The organism is Lysobacter soli (assembly GCF_009755585.1).
Taxonomy (GTDB): domain Bacteria; phylum Pseudomonadota; class Gammaproteobacteria; order Xanthomonadales; family Xanthomonadaceae; genus Lysobacter_J; species Lysobacter_J soli.
Genome location: NZ_CP046603.1, coordinates 948,618 through 971,727, shown reverse-complemented (window position 1 = coordinate 971,727; position 23,110 = coordinate 948,618). Strand labels below are relative to the sequence as shown.

Annotated in this window: 17 protein-coding genes; 4 read left to right on the top strand and 13 right to left on the bottom strand. The window is 69.2% G+C overall.

All coding sequences use genetic code 11. The annotated features are described in order from the left end of the window. Window positions 1-23: 23 nt before the first annotated feature. Both cysQ and nudE read right to left on the bottom strand, forming a co-directional pair. Complete coding sequence (cysQ, locus tag GOY17_RS04415) at window positions 24-836, bottom strand: 3'(2'),5'-bisphosphate nucleotidase CysQ (protein ID WP_157029476.1); 813 nt, start codon at window positions 834-836, stop codon at window positions 24-26. Continuing rightward, on the bottom strand, window positions 833-1,384 hold the full coding sequence (gene nudE / locus GOY17_RS04410) for an ADP compounds hydrolase NudE (protein WP_115843679.1): 552 nt from the start codon (window positions 1,382-1,384) through the stop codon (window positions 833-835). The genes cysQ and nudE overlap by 4 nt, the downstream gene beginning before the upstream one ends. A 90-nt stretch (window positions 1,385-1,474) precedes the next feature. Between nudE and bioA the strand changes: the two genes are divergently transcribed. Both bioA and GOY17_RS04400 read left to right on the top strand, forming a co-directional pair. After that, window positions 1,475-2,884 carry an adenosylmethionine--8-amino-7-oxononanoate transaminase gene (gene bioA / locus GOY17_RS04405; RefSeq protein WP_157029475.1) on the top strand — a complete coding sequence of 470 codons (1,410 nt, stop codon included), beginning with the start codon at window positions 1,475-1,477 and terminating at the stop codon, window positions 2,882-2,884. Next, the gene (locus GOY17_RS04400; RefSeq protein ID WP_157029474.1) at window positions 2,875-3,612 is read left to right on the top strand and encodes a 16S rRNA (uracil(1498)-N(3))-methyltransferase; all 738 of its coding nucleotides are present in this window, start codon (window positions 2,875-2,877) and stop codon (window positions 3,610-3,612) included. The genes bioA and GOY17_RS04400 overlap by 10 nt, the downstream gene beginning before the upstream one ends. A 15-nt stretch (window positions 3,613-3,627) precedes the next feature. Here the strand turns inward: GOY17_RS04400 and GOY17_RS04395 are convergent, their stop codons facing one another. The 9 genes from GOY17_RS04395 to pilG all read right to left on the bottom strand — a co-directional run bounded on the left by GOY17_RS04395 (window position 3,628) and on the right by pilG (window position 17,467). Continuing rightward, window positions 3,628-4,098: a DUF4019 domain-containing protein gene (locus GOY17_RS04395; RefSeq protein ID WP_198173811.1), complete on the bottom strand. Its 471-nt coding sequence runs from the start codon at window positions 4,096-4,098 to the stop codon at window positions 3,628-3,630. A gap of 18 nt (window positions 4,099-4,116) precedes the next feature. Beyond that, the gene (locus GOY17_RS04390) at window positions 4,117-5,193 is read right to left on the bottom strand and encodes an acyltransferase family protein (RefSeq protein WP_157031601.1); all 1,077 of its coding nucleotides are present in this window, start codon (window positions 5,191-5,193) and stop codon (window positions 4,117-4,119) included. Between the two features lie 71 nt (window positions 5,194-5,264). Next, entirely contained in the window at window positions 5,265-5,780 is a 516-nt protein-coding gene (locus tag GOY17_RS04385) for a chemotaxis protein CheW (protein ID WP_157029472.1), read from the bottom strand. A 17-nt stretch (window positions 5,781-5,797) separates the two neighbouring features. Then, a complete protein-coding gene (locus GOY17_RS04380) occupies window positions 5,798-7,489 on the bottom strand; it encodes a chemotaxis protein CheB (RefSeq protein ID WP_198173810.1) in 1,692 nt (563 codons plus the stop codon). After that, window positions 7,482-13,952, bottom strand: a complete 6,471-nt coding sequence (locus GOY17_RS18890; RefSeq protein WP_232338527.1) for an Hpt domain-containing protein — start codon at window positions 13,950-13,952, stop codon at window positions 7,482-7,484. The genes GOY17_RS04380 and GOY17_RS18890 overlap by 8 nt, the downstream gene beginning before the upstream one ends. Window positions 13,953-14,051: 99 nt before the next feature. Beyond that, the gene (locus GOY17_RS04350) at window positions 14,052-16,073 is read right to left on the bottom strand and encodes a methyl-accepting chemotaxis protein (protein WP_115843692.1); all 2,022 of its coding nucleotides are present in this window, start codon (window positions 16,071-16,073) and stop codon (window positions 14,052-14,054) included. After that, entirely contained in the window at window positions 16,070-16,669 is a 600-nt protein-coding gene (locus tag GOY17_RS04345; protein ID WP_198173910.1) for a chemotaxis protein CheW, read from the bottom strand. The genes GOY17_RS04350 and GOY17_RS04345 overlap by 4 nt, the downstream gene beginning before the upstream one ends. Before the next feature lie 15 nt (window positions 16,670-16,684). Then, on the bottom strand, window positions 16,685-17,050 hold the full coding sequence (locus GOY17_RS04340) for a response regulator (RefSeq protein ID WP_115843696.1): 366 nt from the start codon (window positions 17,048-17,050) through the stop codon (window positions 16,685-16,687). 18 nt (window positions 17,051-17,068) lie between these two features. Next, complete coding sequence (gene pilG / locus GOY17_RS04335) at window positions 17,069-17,467, bottom strand: twitching motility response regulator PilG (RefSeq protein ID WP_115843698.1); 399 nt, start codon at window positions 17,465-17,467, stop codon at window positions 17,069-17,071. Window positions 17,468-17,847: 380 nt separating this feature from the next. Between pilG and gshB the strand changes: the two genes are divergently transcribed. Both gshB and GOY17_RS04325 read left to right on the top strand, forming a co-directional pair. Then, window positions 17,848-18,798 carry a glutathione synthase gene (gene gshB / locus GOY17_RS04330; RefSeq protein ID WP_115843700.1) on the top strand — a complete coding sequence of 317 codons (951 nt, stop codon included), beginning with the start codon at window positions 17,848-17,850 and terminating at the stop codon, window positions 18,796-18,798. A 55-nt stretch (window positions 18,799-18,853) separates the two neighbouring features. Further along, the gene (locus GOY17_RS04325; protein ID WP_157029469.1) at window positions 18,854-19,729 is read left to right on the top strand and encodes an energy transducer TonB; all 876 of its coding nucleotides are present in this window, start codon (window positions 18,854-18,856) and stop codon (window positions 19,727-19,729) included. A gap of 190 nt (window positions 19,730-19,919) precedes the next feature. Here the strand turns inward: GOY17_RS04325 and tsaB are convergent, their stop codons facing one another. Continuing rightward, window positions 19,920-20,633, bottom strand: coding sequence for a tRNA (adenosine(37)-N6)-threonylcarbamoyltransferase complex dimerization subunit type 1 TsaB (gene tsaB, locus GOY17_RS04320; RefSeq protein WP_157029468.1), 714 nt, complete (start codon window positions 20,631-20,633; stop codon window positions 19,920-19,922). A 265-nt stretch (window positions 20,634-20,898) separates the two neighbouring features. Then, on the bottom strand, window positions 20,899-22,989 hold the full coding sequence (gene yoaA / locus GOY17_RS04315) for a DNA repair helicase YoaA (RefSeq protein ID WP_232338526.1): 2,091 nt from the start codon (window positions 22,987-22,989) through the stop codon (window positions 20,899-20,901). Window positions 22,990-23,110: the final 121 nt, after the last annotated feature.

Below are 23,110 nucleotides of genomic sequence, written 5' to 3'. Positions count from 1 at the left end.
CCGGGGATCATGCTGTCCGGGAACTACGGCGCCATCCACTCCCGCCATGGCAGCGCCACATCGCCCAGCCCGATGAAGTCGCCGTTGAGGATCCGCTCGCGCTGGTTGTAGCGGAACGGGCGCCCCTGCGGATCGAGCACCGCGCCGCCCGCGCCTTCGAGCACGCACTGGCCGGCGGCCGTGTCCCATTCGCTGGTCGGGCCGAAACGCGGATACACGTCGAGCGTGCCTTCGGCGAGCTTGCAGAATTTCAGCGACGAGCCGAGCCCGACCGGCTCGGTCTCGCCCATGCGGTCGATGAACGCCTGCGTGCGGCTGTCGCGATGCGAACGGCTCGCTGCCACGCGCAGCGGCGCGGTGGCCGGCGCGCGCACGCGGATCGCAGTTTCGTTCGACCCCAGCCGACGGAACGCGCCAATGTCCGCACCGCCATGCCACAACTCGCCCGTCACCGGCGCCTGCACGACGCCCCACACGGCCACGCCATCGACGATCAACGCGATGTTCACCGTGAACTCGCCATTGCGCTTGACGAACTCCCGCGTGCCGTCGAGCGGGTCGACGAGCCACAAGCGCTGCCATTGCCGGCGCGTCGCGGTCGGAACCTCGTGCGCGGATTCCTCCGACAGCACGGGAATATCGGGCGTGATCCGCGCCAATCCGTCGACGATGCAGCGATGCGCGGCGAGGTCGGCGGCGGTGAGCGGCGAATCGTCGTCCTTGTGCTGCACGGCGAATTCGCTGTCGTAGATGCCCAGGATCGCGGAGGCGGCATCGTGCGCCAGTGCGATCACATCCTCGCGGATCGCGGCATCGAGGTGTACAGGTGACGTCATCGGGATTGCATCCTCAGCCACTCGCGGGCGATGAACAGGGCGGCGATGCTGCGGCCTTCGGAGAAGTCCTCGCGCAGGATCAGTTCGTGTAGTGCGTCGAGCTTCCACGGCACGACTTCGAGTTCTTCCGGCTCGTCGCCGGGCAGGCGCTCGGGATACAGGTCGCGCGCGATCACCAGGTGCGCCTGGTGGCTCATGTACGTCGGCGCGAGCGTCAGCGCGCGCAGCACGCGCACGTCGCGCGCGCCGTAGCCGGCTTCTTCCTTCAGTTCGCGATCGGCCGCCTGCTCGGGCGTCTCGCCGGCGTCGATGCGGCCCTTCACCAGTCCCAGCTCGTAGCGATGCACGCCGGCGGCGTACTCGCGCACGAGCAGCACGGTGTCCTCGTCGATCATCGGCACCACGACCACCGCGCCGTGCCCGCGCCCATGCAGGCGCTCGTAGTGGCGGCGCTCGCCGTTGGCGAATTCCAGGTCGAGGCGTTCGAGCCGGTACGGGCCGGCGTCGTGTTCGGTGATGCGGTGGATGGTGGGCAGACGACGCGACATGCGGGCTCCGGAATGCCATCCGAGCGGGCGCGTGCGTCGGGCGTGGAAGGTCCCGGCCGGTCGCGCGGCTAGAATGGCGGGATGCAGCGAATGGACCACATCATAGCGCGCGAGGACACGGCGGCCGCCTGGCGCGAGCGCGACCTGGCGGTGCTCTGGCACCCGTGCACGCAGATGCGCGAACACCTCGATCCCGCCGGCACCCTGCCCCTGTTGCCCGTCGAACGCGGCGAAGGCGCGTGGCTGATCGGCCGCGACGGGCGGCGTTACCTCGACGCGATCAGCAGCTGGTGGACCAACCTCTTCGGCCACGCCGAGCCGCGCATCGCCGCGGCGATCGCGCGCCAGGCGACGACGCTGGAGCACGTGATCCTCGCGGGCGTCTCGCACGCGCCGGCGGTCGAACTCGCCGAGAAGCTGCTGTCCATCGCGCCGCGCGAGGCCGGCCGCGAACCGCTGGCGAAGGTGTTCTATGCCGACAACGGCTCGGCGGGCATCGAAGTCGCGCTGAAGATGGCCTTCCACTGGTTCCGCAATCGCGGCATCGACGGGCGCACGAAGTTCATCGCGCTGGACAACGGCTACCACGGCGAAACGCTGGGCGCGCTGGCGGTCGGGGACATTCCGCTGTATCGCCGCGTCTACGCGCCGCTGCTGGCCGAGGCGATGTTCGCTCCCTCGCCCGACGCATATCTGTGCGAGGAAGGCGAAACGCCGGCGCAGCGCGCGCATCGCGCCGCGGACGCGCTCGCGGAGCTGCTCGAACGCCACGCGGGCGAAGTCTGCGCGCTGATCCTCGAACCGCGCGTGCAATGCGCCGGCGGCATGCGCATGCACGATCCGGCGTACCTCAAGCGTGCGCGCGAACTGTGCGACGCGCACGGCGTGTTCCTGATCTGCGACGAGATCGCCGTCGGTTTCGGCCGCACCGGCACGCTGTTCGCGTCCGAACAATCCGGCGTGCAGCCCGACCTGCTGTGCCTGTCGAAAGGCCTGACCGGCGGCGCGTTGCCGCTGGCGGCGGTGCTCGCGACGCAGTCGATCTACGACGGCTTCCTCGACGAATCGCGCGAGAAGGCCTTTCTGCATTCGCACAGCTACACCGGCAACCCGCTCGCGTGCGCGGCGGCACTGGCGTCGATGGCGATCCTCGAACAGGACGACGTGATCGCGCGAAATCGCGATACGTCGCGACGCATGGCGACGCTCGCTATGCCGTTCGCCGACCATCCGCATGTCGCCGACGTGCGCCAGGCCGGCATGATCGTCGCCTTCGAACTCACGCGCGGTGGCGACAAGCGCACGCCGTTCGATACAGGCGCGCGCATCGGCCTTCGCGCGTATCGCGCCGCGCTCGAACGCGGCGTGCTGTTGCGTCCGCTCGGCGACGTGCTGTACTGGATGCCGCCGTACTGCGTCGACGGCGACGCGCTGCAACTGCTTGCCGACACCACGCGTGCGGCGATCGACCACGCCATCGAGGAAGCCGCATGCGCCTGACCCGCGTCCACGTCGACGAATCGCTCAGCGTCGGCCGCGAAGTCGCGCTGCCCGAAAGCGCGGCCGCGCATCTCGTCCGCGTGTTGCGCCTGGGCGTCGGTGATGCCTGCGTGCTGTTCAACGGCGACGGCCACGATTACGCCGCGCGCATCGTGTCCTCGACCAAGCGCGAGCTGCGTGTGGCGATCGAATCCTCCGAGGCGGTGTCGCGCGAATCGCCGCTGAAGCTCGTGCTGCTGCAGGGCGTGGCGCGCGGCGAGAAGATGGACCTGATCCTGCAGAAAGCCACCGAGCTGGGCGCGACCGCATTCCATCCGCTGTGGTCGCAGCGCAGCGAGGTGAAGCTCGACGAGGCGCGCGCGGAGAAGCGGCTGGCGCATTGGCGCAGCGTCGTGTCGTCGGCCTGCGAGCAGAGCGGCCGCGCATTCGTGCCGGAGGTCGTCGCGCCCGTATCGCTTTCAGCCGCACTGACTGCGCTTCCGGCGGGCGGATTGCGCCTGATCCTCGATCCGGAAGGCGAGTTCTCGTTCGGCACGCTCGATCTGGATGTCGCGCAAACGGTTTACGTGGCGATCGGCCCGGAAGGCGGCTGGTCCGACCTCGATCGCACGCAACTGCGCGCGGCGGGCTTCCGCGGCCTGAAGCTGGGGCCGCGCATCCTTCGCACGGAAACCGCCGGACTGGCGGCGATTGCGGCGTTGCAGGCGAGGTTCGGGGATTTCGCTTGATGGGGCCAGCGGCTGTCAGCCGCCGAACCGTTTCGTTCCATTGATGAAGTAGCCCGCCAGTTTCCACTCGCGACTTTCGCGGGTAAGCACGAACTTTTCCGTTACGGCCGCCCCTTCGAATGCCGTGTCGATTTCGACGATGGAATACTCGCCTTCCGGCAGGTTCGCTTCGAGCTTTTTCAGGAAGCCGACGCGTACCTCGCCGCGCTTTCCCGAGCTCGCCAAGTTGCCGCGCGCCGTCTCGAGGGTCTTCGTGAAAACGACCTCGAATGTCGCGTCTTTCAGGATCTGGCTGGATTCTTTCCAGACGGTCTCGAAATCGCCGCTATCCATATCGCGAGCGATCGAGTCGGCGACCCGGACTACTTCAGCCCGCTCCTGGGCAGTTCCGCGTTGCGCCGTGACCTTCTCAGGCGTGGTCGACACGCTCACCCTGCAAGCGCACAGCATCAACGAGAGCAGAAACAGCGCGGCCAGTCGGTTCATATGCATTGGTCAGGCGGGTCAGATTTTGAAATAGACCTTCCGCGCATCCAGCACCCGCACGACGATCCACCACACCAGCACGAAGGCGATGGCGTACGCCAACGACGCCACGTGCGGGCCGAAGCGCGGCGTGATCCAGCCGGCGAACGCATGCTGGTAGAGCGGATCGAGCCAGCCGAAGGCGACCAGCGCGTAGAGCATGAACGCCGAGCCGGCGTAGGCGGCGATCGCATTCACGCCGAACGCGCGGCCTAGGGGCGGCCAGCCACGCAGGTCGATGAGCGAGTGGAACAGCGCGAGGATCCAGCACGCGAGGCCACCGGTCCACAGCACGTACGACGGCGTCCACAGGTTCTTGTTGAGCGGCTGCCACAGCGACCACGCGAGGCCCGCCGCGATCGCGAGTGCACCCGCGATCACCAGCGTGCGGCGGTCGCCACGACGCAGCCAGTCGCCTGCGCGCAGGCCCAACAGCGTCGTCGCCAATGCCCCGAGCGTGCTGACGAGCCCTTCGGGATCGTGGCCGCGACCGGTCGCCGGATCGAGCTGGTAGACGTGAACGCCGAGCAGTGCGTGGTCGATGCGGCTGGCGATGTTCACGAACGGCTCCAGCGTGCCGCCTGCCGCGAGCAGCGCGCCGTACGCCAGCAGAAGCGCGGCGAAAGCCACCCATTGCGTGCGTGGTCGCGTGTGCAGCGCAAGCACGCCAAGGGCTGCGAAACACAGGCCGATGCGCTGCAGTACGCCCGGCACGCGGTAGTGCGCCAGATCGAACGCCCACAGTGCGCACAGGTGCAACAGCAACCCGAGGCCAAGGATGCGTGCGCCGCGGACGAGCACGGTCTTCGTGAGCGCGCGGCGGTCATCGCCGCGCTCGACGCGCGGCATCAGCGCCAGCGCGATCGACACGCCTACGATGAAGAGGAACATCGGGAAGATCAGATCGGTCGGCGTGAAGCCGTGCCAGGCGGCGTGCTCGAGCGGCGCGTAGACATGTCCCCAGTCGCCGGGGTTGTTGACCAGCAGCATCGCCGCGACCGTCAGGCCGCGCAGCGCGTCGACAGAGGCGTACCGCGGGGTACTTTGACGCTGCACGCCGACGGCGTTCGCGTCGGCGCGCGGTGCAGGTTCGAGCTTCGTGTCGAGCCCCGGCACCGGGGTTCGGCTCAAGCGGCCTGCGCCTGCGCGAGCGCGATGCCGATCTGGTCTTCGATCGTGCCGAGATCGGGCAGGAACGCCGCGTCTTCGTTAAGCAGCACGCGCGCCTGCACGCCGTTGGGCAGTGCGTTGTGGTCGTCGACGACCATCAGCGTGTCGCGCGCCACGGTGACCAGGCGCGGGAAGCCCTGCGTCAGCAGCGCGAAGTACGGAGTGCGGCGACCTTCGACCGGCGTGTTTCCGCCCAGCGCGCGCAGAACCAGGACCTTGCTGCCCAGGCCGCCGCGCTCGTTCGCCAGGCCCGAGAAGCGGCCGAAGGCGATCAGCGGCAGCTGCCAGCCGCGCCAGCGGATGCGGCCCAGCAGCCAGTCCGGTGCGCCGGCGACGGCATCCGGTTCGGCGTAGGACAGCACCTCGGCGATGGTCGCGTTGGGCAGCAGCAGGCGCCCGCCGGCGACCTGGATCAGGACGCCCCGGATGTCGTTTTCGGTAGCGCCGGAAGCTTGGACGTGTTCGGTGGCCATGTCGTGTTCCTTGTCGCTCAGCGCCAGCGTTCGGCCAGGCGTGCCGAAAGCTCGGCAGGCTGGCCCGATTGCGCGCCGCGCGCGATGAGTGCCGATGCCGCGGCCGCGTCGTAGCAGCCGTCCGCCGCCTGGCCGGCGACGAGCGCGCCGCTGCCGGACAGCTTCATCGCCGCATCGACCTGCGCCGGATCGGCGCCGCTGAGCATCAGCACCGCGGAGTCGCCCGGCGGCAGCATGGCGAGCACGTCGCCACCGCCTTCGACGAAGCGCATGCCCGACTCGCTCACCGTGATGCCGATATCGGCCGGGAGGATGTAGATCGTGCCGGCCATGGCGATGAGGCCCGGCTCGGCCAGGCGCACCTGCAGCGGCGTGGCGCGCTGCATCTGCGCGACGAGGCGGTCGTAACGGCCGCCGTCGAGGCGCTGCTGCACGAGCACCGGGCGCGGGAATTCTTCGGGCAGGCCGCCAAGCAGCTGGCGCACCGCATCCGGACCGCCGATACCGGCGAGCACCAGGATCGCGCCGCCCAGCTGCGCCACGACGCGGTCCTCGACCAGTTCGAGCGAGGAAATGCGGCGCTCGATGTCGCCGAGGTCGCGCTGGAACTTGTGGTTCGGGTCGGCGTCGCGCGCGACGGACGCGGCGGCGTCGGTGGTGTCGTCGGTGAACGACCAGTCGGGCGCGGCCGGCGTTTCCGGCTTCGGCGCAGCCGACGCTGACGCGCCATCGCGACTGGCCTCGAACATCAGCACCGGCGCAGCCGGCGCGTCGAACGCGGGCGTCTCGATGACCTCGGGAAGCGAGGCTTCCAGCGTCGGGGCGTCGAAGACGGGCGATTCGAACACCGGCGTCGAGGTTTCAGCCACTTCGTAGTCGAAGCTCGATTCGAACGGCTGCACCACCAGTTCGGCGGATACGTCGATGGCGTCGGCCGCAACCATCGGCGCGTCGGACGCGAACGTCAGTTCGATGTCGGTCAGCACCGGCGCCAGTTCGACCGGCTCGGCGTCGAAGCTGGCTTCGGCGGCGACCGGATCGAAGGGGCTGTAGCTGGCCTCGTGCGTGTACTGGACCTGCGGTTCGTCGACCGTCAGTTCCAGTGTGGATTCGGCGACTGCCACGTGCTCAACGGCATCGAGCGACACGGCGGCCTGCACCACGGGCGTCTCTTCGACCGGAGCGAGCGAGAGCGCCGCAAACGGAGCAGCCTCAACGGGCGCCGGCGCGATGGCAGGCGCTTCGACCGGCGCGACAGCGCGCGGTGCTTCGACGGGCGCGACCTGAGCGACCGGAGCGACGACTTCGGCCGGACGCTGCACGATCGGCTCCGGCGGTTCCATGCCTTCGGGTTCATGGCCCGGCGGCAGGACGTCGCCATGGCCGTGCAGTTTCGCGCCGAGATGACGCGCCCAGCGCGCCAGGTCCCAGCCCTCGCGCGTGGCCGCCAGCGCGGCTTCCTCGTAGATCACTTCGACCGACGGATCGGCGAGCACCGGATCGAACTTCTCGATCACGTCTTCGGTGACCGGATCCAGCGCGACGACGATGACCTGCGGTGCGACCTGCCCCAGCGCTTCGAGTTGCAGCGTGGTCGGATCGGCTTCCAGGACGACGTGCGCGCCTGCGTCGGACAAGGCCGAACGCAGTCGTTCGCAGGCTGCGCCCGGTCGCGCCAGAAGGACCGCGCGACGGGAGGACTCACTCATTCCGCGTCGCCCCCGCATCGATGCCCAGCAGGTCGTACACGTTGCGCATCAGTTCCGGCTCCTGGTACGGCTTGCCCAGGTAGCGCTCCACGCCGATCTCGAACGCGCGCTGGCGATGCTTGTCGCCGGTACGCGAAGTGATCATCACGATCGGCACGCCGCGCAGGCGCGCGTCGCCCTTCATCGCGGTGGCGAGCTCGTAGCCGTCCATGCGCGGCATTTCGATGTCCAGCAGCATCAGGTCGGGCACGCGCTCGACCATGCGCTCCAGCGCGTCGATGCCGTCCTTCGCGGTGAGGACCTCAAGGTTGTGGCGTTCGAGCACGCGGCCGGTGACCTTGCGCATGGTGACCGAGTCGTCGACCACCATGACCAGCGGAACGCGGCGCGTTTCGACCGTTGCGACCGGCGCGACGACATGGTCGCGCGGCAGCAGCGCCTGGCGGCGCACCAGCGGTGCGACGTCGAGGATCACGACCACGCGGCCGTCGCCCATGATGGTCGCGCCGAAGATGCCCGGCACCGACGCCACCTGCGGACCGACGGGCTTCACCACGATTTCGCGGTTGCCGACGACCTGGTCGACGCACACCGCGGCGCGCAGGTCGCCCGAACGGATCAGCAGCAGCGGCATCTGCAGCGCGCCTTCGGCCTTGGCGGTGCCATGGCCGACCAGCGTGCCGAGGTCGTGCACCGCGTAGTCCTCGCCGCCGTAGCGGTAGGTCGCGTCGACCATGTCCAGGCGATCGCGGGCGATGCGGCCCACGCCGCGGACCGAGGCGATCGGCACGGCGAAGGTGGTCTCGCCGATGCGCACGAACACCGCCTGCGTGACCGCCAGCGTCTGCGGCAGGCGCAGCGTGAAGGTAACGCCCTTGCCGGGGACGGACGCGATGTCCAGCGTGCCGCCGAGCTGGCGGACTTCGCTGGCGACCACGTCCATGCCCACGCCGCGGCCGGCCAGGCGGCTGACCGATTCGGCGGTGGAGAAGCCCGGCTCGAGGATCAGCGCGTCGATCGCGGCGTCGGACAGCGTGGCGCCTTCCGGCACCAGGCCACGCTCGTGGCCGCGGCGCAGGATCGCCTCGCGATTGAGGCCGGCGCCGTCGTCGCCGACTTCCAGCACGACTTCCGAACCTTCGCGGCGCACCGCGATGCGGATCGTGCCTTCGTCCGGCTTGCCGGCCTTCTTGCGCTTGTCCGGCGTTTCCAGGCCATGCGCGACGGCGTTGCGGAGCATGTGCTCCAGCGGCGCGGTCATGCGTTCGAGCACGTTGCGGTCGAGTTCGCCCTGGGTGCCGTCGAGCTTGAGCGCGACATGCTTGCCCAGTTCGCCCGACGCCTGGCGCACGACGCGGCGCAGGCGCGGCAGCAGGCCGTCGAACGGCACCATGCGCGTACGCATGAGGCCTTCCTGCAGGTCCGAGCTCACGCGCGACTGCTGCAGCAGCAGCGTTTCGTACTGGCGCGTCAGGTCGTCGAGCGTGGTCTGCAGGCTGACCTGGTCGGCCGCCGATTCGGCAAGCGCGCGCGACAACTGCTGCAGCGTCGAGAAGCGGTCGAGTTCCAGCGGATCGAATGCCTGCTCGCCGTCGTCGCCCTCGCGCTGGTAGCGCGCGACGATCTGCGCTTCGGTTTCGATTTCCAGGCGACGCAGCTGGTCGCGCATACGCGTGTTCGTCGCCGCCATTTCGGCGATGGCGCCACGGAATGCACCGAGCTGCTGCTCCAGGCGGGCGCGGTAGATCGCGACCTCACCGGCGTAGTTGACGAGGCGGTCCAGCAGGTCGGCGCGGATACGCACCTGTTCCTGCGGGGCGCGCACGCCGATGTCGTCGTCGTCCGTGAGCGGCTGGTCGCTGATCGGTGCCGACAGCGGCTTGAGGTCGACGTGATGGGGCTCGTCGTGCGCGGCCTCGACGACCGGCGCGGCCGGCTTCGCCGTCGCGACGACGGGAGCGGCGGCCTGCGCGGCAGCGGCCAGGTCGCCCAGCGTGGTCTCGCCGCGCGAACGCGCGTCGAACTCGGCGATAAGCGCTTCGGGCATGGCAATCGCGCGGCGGTCGCCGACGCGGGTGACCATCGCATGCAGGCGGTCGAATCCGCGCTCGAGCAGCGGCACGCCGTCGCGGCCGAGTTCGCAGCGGTTTTCCACCACGCCTTCGAGCAGCGATTCCATGGCGTGGCCGAGTTCGCCCACGGCCATGATGCCGGCCATGCGCGCGCCACCCTTGATGGTGTGCAGGTCGCGCTGCAGGCCGACCAGCGATTCGCGCTCGGTCGGCGCCTCGCGCAGCTGCGCGAGCAGGCCGTCGGAGTGATCCAGCAGGTCGCTGGCTTCCTCGACGAAGATGTCGACCAGTTCCGGGTCGAGCTCGCTCAGGTCCAGCGCTTCGTCCGGATCGTCGGCACCGGCCAGCGCCTGCGCGATGAGCGCGGCCACGGCCGGCTCCTGCGCCTCGATGGACGGAATGGAGGCGAAGTCGTGCGCCGGCGCGTCGGAAGGCAGCTCGGCCAGCGCGTCCTGCGTGAGTTCCTGCGCCTCGGGCAGCTCGTCGCGCATGTCGCCGATCGCGGGCGCGTCGACGAAGGCGTGGCCGACGGCTGCCGCCTCCAGCGAAGCGGCTTCGATGGCCGCATGCTGTTCGCTGGCGACGCGATCGGCTTCGGCGTATTCGGCCTCCAGGCGCGCGTACTCGGCTTCCTCGTCGGCGATGCGCGCCGCTTCCAGGCGCTCGGCTTCGAGGCGCTCGGTGGCGAGGCGTTCGGCTTCCAGCAGCTGCGCTTCGATGCGCTGCTGTTCGGCCAGCGCGACGGCGGCCTGGCGCTCGGCCATGGCGGCCTCGACGGCGGCCTGATGCGCGGCTTCGGCGGCGAGGCGCTCGGCGCGCTCTTCGGCTGCACGCTCTTCGGCGAGACGTTCGGCTTCGGCCTGCTCGGCGGCGAGACGTTCGGCTTCGATGCGCTCGGACTCGACGCGTTCCGCTTCGGCCCGTGCGGCCTCTTCGGCAGCGGCGTGTTCGGCGGCGAGACGCTCGGCCTCGATGCGCGCGGCTTCTTCCGCCGCGGCACGCTCGGCATCCGCACGTGCGGCTTCGGCCAGCTCCGCGGCGATGCGCTCGGCTTCCGCGGCCTCGGCGGCGAGCAGTTCGGCTTCGCGACGCTCCGCTTCGGCGCGCGCATCTTCCTCGCGCTTGAGCAGTGCCAGGCGCTCGGCTTCGCGCTGCTGTTCTTCCAGCGCGAAACGCTCCGCTTCCAGGCGTTCGACTTCGATGCGCTCGGCGTTGGCGCGCTCGATCGCCTCGCGCTCGGCCTCGATGCGGCGGGCTTCGGCCAGCTCGGTCTCGATGCGCTCGGCGTGGGCCGGATCGGAGAGGTAGTCCGGGCCGACGTCGGCGGCCAGGTCGGTGAACTCGCTCAGGTCGATCGCGGTGAACGCATGCTCGGCCTCGACCGCTTCCTGCGGCATCGGCTGGCGCGCGTCCGGCAGGCTGTCGCGCAGGGCGCGCATGCGATCGGCAAGGCCGGCGAACACCGGGATCCGCGGGGACGGCGTCTTCAGCGTCGCCAGCGTGCGGCGGATCGCGTCGGCGACCTCGCCCATCGCGGCCACGCCTTCGGCGCTGGCGGGCTGGCCGGAGGCCAGCAGGCGCTTCACGTATACCTCGGTCGGACCGGTGATCTCGGTGATCACCGGCACTTCGGTCATCGCGAAGGCACCGTTGAGCGTGTGGAACGCGCGCTGCAGGCCATCGTCGGCCGGCTGCGGCTGCGGCTGCGATGCGGCCAGCCACTGCTCGATCGTCGCGAGGTGGCCGCTGACTTCGGCGTCCAGGATTTCCAGCAGCACCGAGTCGACCGACGCCGGCACGCCCGGTTCGGGCTCCAGCACCGGTGCGATGTCCTCGGCCGCCAGTTCCGGCGCGGGCACGTCGTCGAAGCTGATTTCCTCGACTTCGATCGCGCTGTCCAGGCCGTCGAAGCTGACCGCTTCGAGCGTGATCTCTTCGGCCAGCGGCTCGAAGACAGGTTCGACAACAGGCTCGATCGGCTCGACCACCGGTTCCACGACCGCTTCGGCCTTGGGCGGCGCGGGCGTGTACGGCGTTTCGTCGCCTTCGGCCAGCCGGTCGGCGTGGGCTTCCATCGCCGGCAGGTCGGCGGTGATCGCGCCTTCGTTGCGCAGCGCGGCGTGCAGCTGCGGCAGCGTGGCGTAGGCATGGCCGACCAGGCCGATGACCGCCGGGCTCGCCGGACGCGTGCCGTCGAGCACGCGGTTGAGCAGGTTCTCGATCTTCCAGCTGAATTCGCCGAGCGTCTTCGCGCCGACGAGGCGGCCGGAGCCCTTCAGCGTGTGGAACACGCGGCGGATCGGGCGCAGGCGCTCGCTGTCCTCCGGCAGCGCGTGCCATTCGGGCAGCAGGTCGCCGAGATGACGGATTTCCTCGTCGAGTTCCTCGAGGAAGACCTCGCGGATCTCGTCGTCGATGTCGTCGCTGTGTTCGAAGCCGCCTGCGGCGATCTGCTGCGGCGTGCTCGCGACCGGCGCGGGGGCCGGCACCGGAGTCGGCGCGACCGGCGCCGCGGCGGCCACCTGCGCGACCGGCACTTCGGCGGCCAGCGTCGGCGACGGGGCCAGCGCATTGGCGTCGAACGCCGGTGCGGTCGGCGTGCCGAGCGTGATCTCGTCGGTCAGTTCGAAATCCGGAACGCGCGCCAGCTCCTCGCGGCTGATCGGCGAGCTCGGCGCCATCGTGGCGGCGATGTCGAATTCCGGCAGCGGCCAGTAGCGCAGCGTTTCCAGGCTCTGGCGCGTAATGTCGAGGATGTGGTTGCGGTTCGGGCGCTGCTCGCGCAGCGCTTCGAGGTAGTACTCCAGGCTCGCGAGCGCGTCGGCGAGCGTGTCCAGCTGCTGGCCGTTGGGCACGCGCTTGCGGCCGATCAGCTCGACCTCGGTGTAGCGCTTCACGCCGCTGAGGTAGTCGGCCGGCTGCGGCAGCTCGAGCATGCGCAGCGCGCCGGCGACTTCGTCCAGCACGCGCGGGACTTCGGCCAGTTCGGCGTGGTCCCAGTTGGTTTCGACGAACGCGACGAAGGCCTGGCGCGCATCGCCGAAGTTGGCGATGGCTTCGCGCACGAGCACGTCGAGCACCTTGCGCGCCTCGCCGGCGAGCAGGTCGTCCTCGGCGCCGGCGTCGGGCAGGCCCAGGCGCGAGACCTGGTCGTCCAGCGAGGCGTCGACGTAAAGCAGTGCACCGGCGACGTCGAGGAGCGCGCCTTCGTCGGCCGGACGCTTGCCCGAGACGATGTCGTGCATCGCATCTCGCTGCTGCAGCACGACGGTGCGGGCGACGCCCAGTCCCATCATGCCGAGCGTGTCGCTGACGCGGCCGAGCGCTTCCACCTGCGGCTTGAGTTCGGCGACGTCGGTCTGGCCGGTGCGCAGGTGCAGGTCGAGCGCGTCCTTGACGCGCAGCAGGTCTTCCTTGATCGCCGCGGCGACGGTGTCCAGCAGCGCGCGGTTGCGGCCGGACAGCGAACCGCGGGCGTGTTCGAGTTCGGACTCGCTGGGCAGATGCGCGGCGAGTTCGAAGGTGTGGCGCAGATCGTCCAGCGCCGGGTGGCGGCCGTCGCTGTGCGCGACGTGGTACAGCAGCTGGCGGGTCGGTTCGGCGGCAGGTTCGGAGCGGTGTGCGCCGAAGCCGTCGTCGGCGAGCATCAGGCGCGCTTCGCGCTCCACGCCACCGAAGGCCTGGCGCAGCGCGCGCGTGGCCGGCAGCGCGCCGTCGCGCAGGGCGCCGGCGACGCTGGAAGCGACCCACAGCATGCGGCGCACGGGTTCGAGCACGACTTCGCCGAGCAGGCCGTCGATCGCGGTCGAAAGCTTCTCGGGCTGCGACGGGTTGCCGTCTTCCGGCCAGTTCGCCAGCGCGTCACGCAGGGCAGCCAGGTGCGGCGAGGTCGCGCCGCGTACCGGTGCGGCCGCCGGCAGCGCGCTGGGCAGGTTCGCCGGCAGCGGACGATCGAGGTCCGGCGCGAACAGGACGCTTTCGTTGAGGCCCGCCTCGCCGCGCGTGGCGCGCAGTTCGTTGAGCAGCGGCAGCAGCACGATCGGAATGTCGCGATGGCCGCCCTGCAGGCGTTCCAGGTAGTCGGGCAGCAGGACCACGCCGCGCATCAGCGCCGCGCAGGCGTCGTCGCGGTCGGCAACCTTGCCCTGCTGCAGCGCGAGCGCCAGGCGCTCCATTTCCTCGGCCACCATCGCCGGGGCGTACAGCTCGACCATGCGCAGCGTGCCGTGCACCTGGTGCAGCTGTTCGGCGCACTGGCGCATGCGGCTGGCGTCGGCCGGGTTCTCGGCGTACGCCTCGATTTCCTGCTGGGCCTGGCGCAGGGTTTCGTCCAGCTCGGGCTTGATCCAGCCGAGCGTGGTGGTGTCGATGGCTTCGCGCATCACGGTCATCGCTCACCTCGCATGGATGCAAGGTGGCGCGACCTGCGGCCGAGGCGCCATCCGGGGCTGAAGCTGTTCATCGTGACCGACCTTGTTCCGATCCGCCCGTCAGGCCGGCAGCTTGAAGTCGGCGACCGAGCGGCGCAGGTCGGCGGCCAGTTGCGCCAGGTTTCCGATCGACGCGGCGGTCTGGTTCGCACCCTGCGACGTCTGCGCGGTAATCGACTGGATGGTGTTCATCGTGGCGGTGATGTTCGATGCCGCGCTGGACTGCTGCTGCGCCGCGCTCGAAATGCCCTGAATGAGGTTGGACAGGTCGCTCGAGACCTTTTCGATCTCGCCCAGCGCCGTACCCGCGTCTTCGGCCAGTCGCGCACCGGCGACCACTTCGGACGTGGTCTGTTCCATCGAGGACACCGCTTCGTTGGTGTCGGACTGAATCGTCTGGACCAGCGTTTCGATTCGCTTGGTCGCGTTCGATGCGCGTTCTGCGAGTCGCTGCACTTCGTCGGCCACGACCGCGAAGCCGCGGCCCGCTTCACCCGCCGAGGCCGCCTGGATCGCGGCGTTCAGCGCGAGGATGTTCGTCTGTTCCGAGATGTCGTTGATCAGTTCCACGATCGAGCCGATTTCCTGCGACGACTCACCCAGTCGCTTGATTCGCTTCGAGGTTTCCTGGATCTGGTCGCGAATGCTGTCCATGCCCGCGATCGTCTGGCGCACCACGCCCGCGCCCTTGGTCGCGATCTGCACCGAGCGCTGCGCCACGTCCGCCGATTCGGCCGAGTTGCGCGACACCTGGTTGATCGACGCCGCGATTTCGCTGATACGGCTGGAGGCGGAGTTGATTTCCTGCGCCTGGTGTTCGGCGGCCTCGGCCAGGTGCATGGCGGTGGCCTGCGTTTCCTGCGCGCTCGCGGCGACCTGCACCGAGGTGTCGGTAATCGTCTGCACCAGGCTGCGCAGCTGTTCGACGGCGAAGTTGATCGAGTCCGCGATCGCGCCGGTCATGTCCTCGGTCACGGTCGCCTTCACGGTCAGGTCGCCTTCTGCGAGCGAACCCATTTCGTCCAGCAGGCGCATGATCGCCTCCTGGTTGCGGTCGTTGAGTTCCTTCGTGGTCAGGTAGCGCTTCTTCTGCTGGCTGTTCAGCGAGACGACCAGGAACACGATCGCGAACAGCGCGATGAGGCCGGAGACGATCGACACCAGGATGTGGCCGATCGGGTTGGTGCTGCGCACCGAGCCGAACGAGGTGAAGGCGCGGAACAGCGCCTGGCTGTCGGTCAGCAGCTTGTTGGAGCCGCCGGTGATCGACTCGGCCGCGGCCTGCGCGGCGAACAGGTTCTGCGAGGAGGACAGGATCGCGTCCAGGTCCTTCTTCATTTCCAGCCACAGCGTCTCGGCCTGGCCGAGGGCGGCGATGGCGTTGGCGTTGCCCAGCGGGGTCACGCCGAAGGCGGCGTCGCCCTTGCGCAGGCCGGTCAGCACGTTGCCGAACACCGCCGCGTCGCGACCCAGCGCTTCACCGGCGAGGGCGGCGCCGCTGCCGCCGGCGCGGATCTGCGTGATGCGCTCGGCCATCTTGCCCGACAGCACGACCTGGCGGAGGGCGATGTAGACCTGCGAGGACGGCGAGCCGGACGCCGACATCGCGCGGACCAGCTCGTCCAGTCGCGCCTGCAGCTGCGGCACGCGGCTGGAGAAGCTGTCGGCGTTGCCGGCCAGCGCCAGCACGGCCTTTTCGGACGCGACCACCTGGTCGGCGCTCTTGCCCAGCGGCGCCCAGGTGCTGGTGACCGTCTGGATCGGGCCGGACACACCGGCGGTGCCGCCGAAGTTTGCGTTGAGCTGCTCGACATCCTGCACGATCGCCGAACGCGTTTCCTTGAACGCGGCGAACGCGGCGGCGTCACCGCTCACCGCTTCCTGGCCCTGCACGGCGAGCTTCTGCGAGTTCACCTGCAAGTCAGAAGCCGAGGAGCTCGCACCACCCAGGCGCGCGGCCTTCCATGTTGCGTAGCCGGTGTTCAAACCGAAGATGAGCACCGAGACGCCCAGCACGATCAGCCAGGTGTTGACGCCAAGATTGCGGCCCTTGCCGGCAGCGCTATCCATAACAGTGCTCATGGTTGAACCTCAACGTTGCTGATGCGGTGCGGCATGTCGGACGCCGCCTGGCGGAATTCGGGAGTGCGGGCAAGCCTGTCCAGGCTGAAGATGCCCCACGTGTGTGCGTCGAGGCGGTAACCGCGCTCGACGAAGTTCGCGTAACGGCCCTGCGTCAGCGCGGCGACGGCTTCGTCGTCGGCCTGCTCGGGCGAAAGTTCGATGCGGTGCTGCTCGTGGAAGCTGCGCTGGCCGTAGAGCTCGTCGATCAGCACCGCCACGTCGCCGCCGGGCTGGCGGACGAGCAGGATGCGCTGGCTCTCGTGCAGGACGGTGCGCTCGCCTTCAAGGAACTGCTTGAGGTCGACGATGGGGAGCAGGTTGCCGCGCACGTTGGCCAGACCCAGCAGCCAGGGCTGCGCGCCCGGCACCTGGGTGACCTGCGGAAGCGGCAGGATTTCCAGCACCTCGCCGAACCCCGACGCGAGGCGGCGGGCGCCGATGCGATAGCCCACGCCGCGCCAGAGGCCGGGGGCGTCGAGCTGTTCGGGCAGGCCGACCACGTGCGCCAGGCTGCGGCGCTCGTAGTCCACCAGCACGTCGAAGGGCGACTGCAGCATCGCGGTCCCGCCTCAGGCGCCCAGCAGGGCGTTGATGCGGGCGATCAGTTCGTCCTCGCGCGGCGGCTTGACGATGTAGTCGCGCGCGCCCTGGCGCATGCCCCAGGCCTTGTCGGTGTCCATGCCCTTGGTGCTGACGATCAGCACCGGGATGGTGCTGGTGTCGGCGTCGCGCGACAGCGCGCGGGTCGCCTGGAAGCCGTTCATGCCCGGAAGCACGACGTCCATCATCACCAGGTCCGGCTTCTCGCGCTTGCAGGTCTCGATGCCGTCCTCGGCATTGCCCGAGGCCAGGACCTGATGTCCGTTGCGCTCCAGGAGCTGGGTCAGGACCGCCGTGTCGGTCGGCGAGTCCTCGATCAGAAGAATACGTGCCATTTGTGCCCTACCCCCCGGTCAGGCGTTTACGTGCGTGCGGATCGCGTCGAGCAGTTCTTCGCGTGTGAATGGTTTGGTGAGGTACTGCTCGGAGCCGACGATGCGACCGCGTGCCTTGTCGAACAGGCCGTCCTTGGACGACAGCATGATGACCGGAGTGCCTTTGAACAGGTGGTTGTTCTTGATCAACGCGCAGGTTTGGTAACCATCCAGCCGCGGCATCATGATGTCCACGAAGATGATCTGCGGCTGTTGATCGGCGATCTTCGCCAGCGCCTCGAAGCCGTCGGTGGCGGTCACCACCTCGCAGCCCTCGCGCTTGAGCAACGTCTCGGCGGTTCGGCGGATCGTCTTCGAGTCATCGATGACCATGACCTTCAGACCGCCGAGGCTGCCGTTGCGGACCTCGTCTAGCATTTTCGAATTCCCCCATGCGAATGCCGCCGTGTGCGTGCACTTCGCCAGTCGCCTTTATTCCAAGCCGCGCGGAAGCTGTCAAGCAGCGTTTTCTGCGGGCAAGCTGAATGCGCCGCGGAGCCGGCCGGGCCGGTCCGCATCCGGATCGTGCTGGTGGGACCGCCGGGGGCGGTCACGCGACGATGTTGGGCACGCGCATTGCATATACCGGAAAGAAGTGACGTTTCCGAGCACCCGGGCTTCAAGCCGGGACACGGGTCTCAGTAGTCGGGCGCGCGGTCGACGACGCCGGACGAACCGTTTTTTGCCCAGGAAGGCCAGCGCACCGCCGTGCTCCCGCCCCCTGCTACCATCGCCCGACCCTCGCCCCCGCCAACGCCATGCCGCTCGACATCGTCGTCGTGATGGACCCCATCGGGTCGATCAAGATCGCCAAGGACTCCACCTTCGCCATGCTCCTGGAAGCCCAGCGTCGCGGGCACCGGCTGCATTACGTCCGCCCCGGCGGGCTGTCCGTCCGCGACGGCAAGGCGCAGGCGATCGTCGCCCCGCTGCAGGTGCGAGACGACAAGAACGGCTGGTACGAACTGGGCGACTTCGCGCCGTTGCACTTCGGCCGCGGCCAGGTCGTGCTGATGCGCAAGGACCCGCCGGTCGACAGCGAATACATCCACGACACGCAGATCCTCGGCCTCGCCCAGGATGCCGGCGCGCTGATCGTCAACGACCCGCAGGGCCTGCGCGACTACAACGAGAAGCTCGCCGCGCTGCTGTTCCCGCAGTGCTGCCCGCCGACGCTGGTGAGTCGCGATCCCGCGGCGCTGAAGGCCTTCGTCAACGAACACACCGACGCGGTGCTCAAGCCGCTGGACGGCATGGGCGGGCGTTCGATCTTCCGCGCGCATGCCGGCGAGCCGAACCTCAACGTGATCCTGGAAACCCTGACGCAGGGCGGCCACAGCCTCGCGATGGCGCAGCGCTACCTGCCGGAGATCACCGACGGCGACAAGCGCATCCTGCTGGTCGATGGCGAGCCGGTGGATTACTGCCTGGCGCGCATTCCGCAGGGCGACGAATTCCGCGGCAATCTCGCCGCCGGCGGGCGCGGCGAAGGCCGTCCGCTGAGCGAGCGCGACCGCTGGATCGCCGCGCAGGTCGGCCCGGAAATGAAGCGTCGCGGCATGCTGTTCGTCGGCCTGGACGCGATCGGCGACTACCTCACCGAAGTGAACGTCACCAGCCCGACGTGCATCCGCGAACTCGACGCGCAGTTCGGCATCAACATCGCCGGACTGCTGTTCGACGCGATCGAACGCAGGGTGGGCGCGTGAAATCCCGACGAGGATCCGATCCGGCCATCGCACAGAACGCGTACGCTTCGAAGGCATGAACGCCGCAGTTGCCACTCCCTACGAATCCACCGGAAACGGGCGCGTCAGCGCGACGTTCGTGCTGTCGCTGCTGGTGCACGGCATCGTGCTGCTGGGCGTGGGCTGGACGCTGGAAACGGCGGCGCCGGTGATGCCGACGCTCGACGTGATCCTCACGCAGACGACCAGCGCACTCACGCCCAAGCAGGCCGATTTCCTCGCGCAGGCGAATAACCAGGGCGGCGGCGAACACGACAAGAGCACGCGTCCGCGCGAAGCGCAGTCCGGTCCGTTGCCGCAGGCGGCCACGGGCATCGCGCCGCGCACGTTGCGCGCGCAGTCGCCCGCGCCGCAGCCGGCACCGCAGGCGCGCGTGGTCGCCAGCACGCGCGGCGAAACCGCGACGCCGACGCCGCGCAGCACGCCGTCGCCGAGCGAACGTCCGCTGCCGCGCGGTGAGGAAAAGATCGAGCGCGACATGCAGATGGCGCGCCTGGCGGCCGAGATCCACATGCGTTCGGAGCGCTACGCGAAGCGGCCTTCGCGCAAGTTCGTGTCGGCCAGCACGCAGGAATACGCGTGGGCCGGCTACCTGCGCGACTGGGTCGATCGCGTCGAGCGCGTGGGCAATCTGAACTATCCCGACGAAGCGCGGCGCCGCCGGCTTGCCGGGCAGGTGGTGATCAGCGTCGCGGTCCGTCGCGATGGCTCGGTCGAACGGGCCGACATCGTGCGCACCAGCGGCATACCGCTGCTGGATGCTTCGGCGCTGCGCATCGCGAAGCTCGCCGAGCCCTACCCGCCGCTGCCGCGCACCGATGAAAACCCGGACATCCTGCACGTCACGCGCACGTGGAACTTCCTTCCGGGCGGGACGCTGGTCGACGAGTGATCCGTTCGACGATTGATCCTTATCGGCGTTTGATTGGATCGTCATCCCGGCGAAGACCGGGACCAGGCGGGTCGCTTGGCCGATGAGTGATTGTCGAGCGACACCGTGACAGCCTCGCTCCCGGCCTGCGCCGGGATGACGGAACTTAGAAGCCAGCGCAGACCTGGCCTCGCGTGCACCCGCGCTCCGATCAGCGCTTCGAATCCCGCAATGCCTGCTGCTCGCGCAGCGTCAGCGCAACGTTGTTTCGGAGATAGGCAGGCTCGATGCGTTCGGCAGCGACGGCCTCGCCGCGCACGAACGCCTTCGCCGCAAGACGCGCAACGTCCGCGGCATGCGGCAGCTGCGACGCGTCGATCGATGTGAAACGCGCCGCGAACCGCTGCGACAAGGCATTTTCGGCAGCGCCGAATCCGGTGCCAACGCCGAGCCACTCCCCCTCCTCGCCCGGCACCACGACATCGCCGGGCGCGCTGACGCGTTCCTCGCTCAACGCACGTGCGTCGCCTCCCTGCACTTCGAAGGCCGCCGAATACACCTCGCCCATGCGCGCGTCGATCGCGGCGAGTACACGCGATGCGCTCGCGCTCGCAGTGTCTGCACGCACCGCCAGCGCAGCAAGCGTCGACACCGGAACGACCGGCCGATCGAGCGCGAGCGCAATCCCTTGCGCCAACGCGATGCCCAACCGCACACCCGTGAAGGCGCCCGGACCACGGCCGACGGCGATCGCATCGAGCTGCGATCGCTTCACGCCTGCCTCGGCGAGCAGTTCCTCGGCCCAGGGCAACGAAAGTTCCGCGTGCCGGCGAGGCGCCAGTTCGAACCGCTCACGCACGTCGCCGTCGATGGACAGCGCGACGGAAAGGGCTTCGGTGGAGGTTTCGAAGGCGAGGAGTTTCATGGAGTCTTCGCAGGATTCGGGATTCGGGATTCGGGATTCGGGATTCGGGATTCGGGATTCGGGATTCGGGATTCGGGATTCGGGATTCGGGATTCGGGATTCGGGATTCGGGATTCGGGATTCGGGAAGAGCCTACCGCTTTTGATCGTCATTCCCGCGAAGGCGGGAATCCAGCCGTCCGGTCCCTCACCGCCTTGTCGAGCATGACGCGCCTGGGCGATGCATTCCCGCCTTCAGCACAGCCCTGCATGCCAAGCGCCCTGCGTCAGCCGCCCGTCGCCTGCGCCGCCTCGAAAAACGCCGCCACGTCTTCCACGCGCCGCGTCTTCGGCAGCGGCGGCAGCGAGTTGAGGAAGACGCTGCCGTAGGTCTTGCTGGTCAAACGCGGATCGCACAAAACCAGCACGCCGCGATCGTTCTCGTTGCGGATCAGGCGGCCTGCGCCCTGCTTCAGCGCGATCACCGCCTGCGGCAGCTGCTCGTCGCGGAACGGATTGCCGCCGTTGCGGCGGATCGCGTCCAGGCGCGCCTCGAACACCGGGTCGTCCGGCGCGGCGAAAGGCAGCTTGTCGATCACCACCACGCTGAGCGCATCGCCGGCGACGTCCACGCCTTCGCGGAAACTCGCCGCGCCCAGCAGCACGCCGTTGCCCGACGCGCGGAAGCGTTCGAGCAGCACCGCACGCGGCGCTTCGCCCTGCACGAACAGCGGCCACGGGCCATCCTTCAGCAGCTCGGCCGCCTCGCGCAGCGCGCGATGCGAGGCGAACAGCACGAACGCGCGGCCGTTCGATGCCTCGAGCACCGGCCGGACCTTGTCGATCATGCTCTCGTTGTAATGCCGCACGATCGGCTCGGGCAGTCCGCGCGGCAGGTAGCACAGCGCCTGCGTTTCCCAATCGAACGGACTGGGCACCAGCAGCGTGTGCGGCGGGTCCTCGCCCTTGAGATACAGGCCAAGCTTGATCGCGAAGTGTTCAAAGCGCCCGCCAACGGCGAGCGTGGCGGAGGTGAAGATCCACGCCGCCTGCGAACGCGCACGGTGTTGCGCCAGCGGGCCGGCGACATCCAGCGGCGTGCGGCTCAGGCGGAAGCCGCGCGCGGTGAGTTCGTACCAGAGCACGCTTTCGTCGGCGTGCTTGCGCGAGGGCCTGGCATCGCTGTCAGCCGACTCCGTCGTTTCGACCGAATCAGCGTTTTCCTCGTCCTCGTCGACCGGGACGTCCTCGCCATCGCGCCAACGCTTCAGGCGACCTTCGAATTCCACCGCACGCGCCGCGCACGCATCGAAACCCGGCGACGCGGACGCGTACGGCACGACGGCTGCATGGAACGCGCGCAGCGCAGCATCGAGCGCATCGAACGCGGCCTCGACATTGGCGTCCTCGGCCGCGCGACGTCGCGTTCCGCGCACCGGCAATTCGTCCATCGCCGCACGCAACGCGCGCACACCCTGCTCCAGCGCGCGCGCCGGTTCCTGCACCGCGGCCAGTGCGGACGGCACCTGCTTGCATTCGGTCAGCGCATCGCGCGCGAGTTCCACCAGCGGCCGTGCGCTGAGCGCTTCGCCGAAGAACTGCGCGGCGAGTTCCGGCAACTGGTGCGCCTCGTCGACGACGAACGTCTGCGCGCCCGGCAGGATCTCGCCGAATCCTTCCTGCTTCAGCGCGAGATCGGCGAGCAGGAGGTGGTGGTTGACGACGACAAGGTCGGCGGCCTGCGCACGCTGGCGCGCCTGCACGACGAAGCAGTCGTTGAAGAACGGGCATTCGCTGCCGAGGCAGTTTTCCGCCGTGCTGGTGACCATCGGCAGCAGCGGCGAGTCTTCCGGCAGCGCGTCGAGTTCGGCCATGTCGCCCATGCGCGTACGGCTGGACCACGCGACGATGCGTTGGAACTGCGCTGCCATGTCGCGCGACGTGAAGCGCGGCTCGCCCTGCGCCTGCCGCATGCGGTAGTGGCACAGGTAATTCGCGCGACCCTTGAGCAGCGCCGTCTTCAGGCCGACGCCGAGCGCGTCGCGCACGCGCGGCAGGTCGCGATGGTAGAGCTGGTCCTGCAGCGCGCGCGTGCCGGTGGAGACGATGGTCTTCTTGCCCGACAACAGTGCCGGCACGAGGTACGCGAACGTCTTGCCGGTGCCGGTGCCCGCTTCGGCAAGCAGCGTGCCGCGTCGATCCATGGCGTCGGCGACGGCCGCGGCCAGGTCCAGCTGCGCCGGGCGCGAGGAAAACGACGGGATGTTCTTCGCCAGTTCGCCGCCTTCCGAAAGCGCCTCGCGGCTCGCCTGCGCCAGCCGGCTCGGCACGCGCGCGTCGACGGAGCGCGCCTCGACGGAGCCTGCGTCGGAAGACACGTCGTCGAGGCGGGGTTCGGTTGGCGATGGCGCCGGGGCTTGCATGATCTCGACGGGTTCCTGTGGTGGCGCGCGCGAGGTCCGCGCATCCGGCCATTCCACGTGGCCGCCCCACTCACGA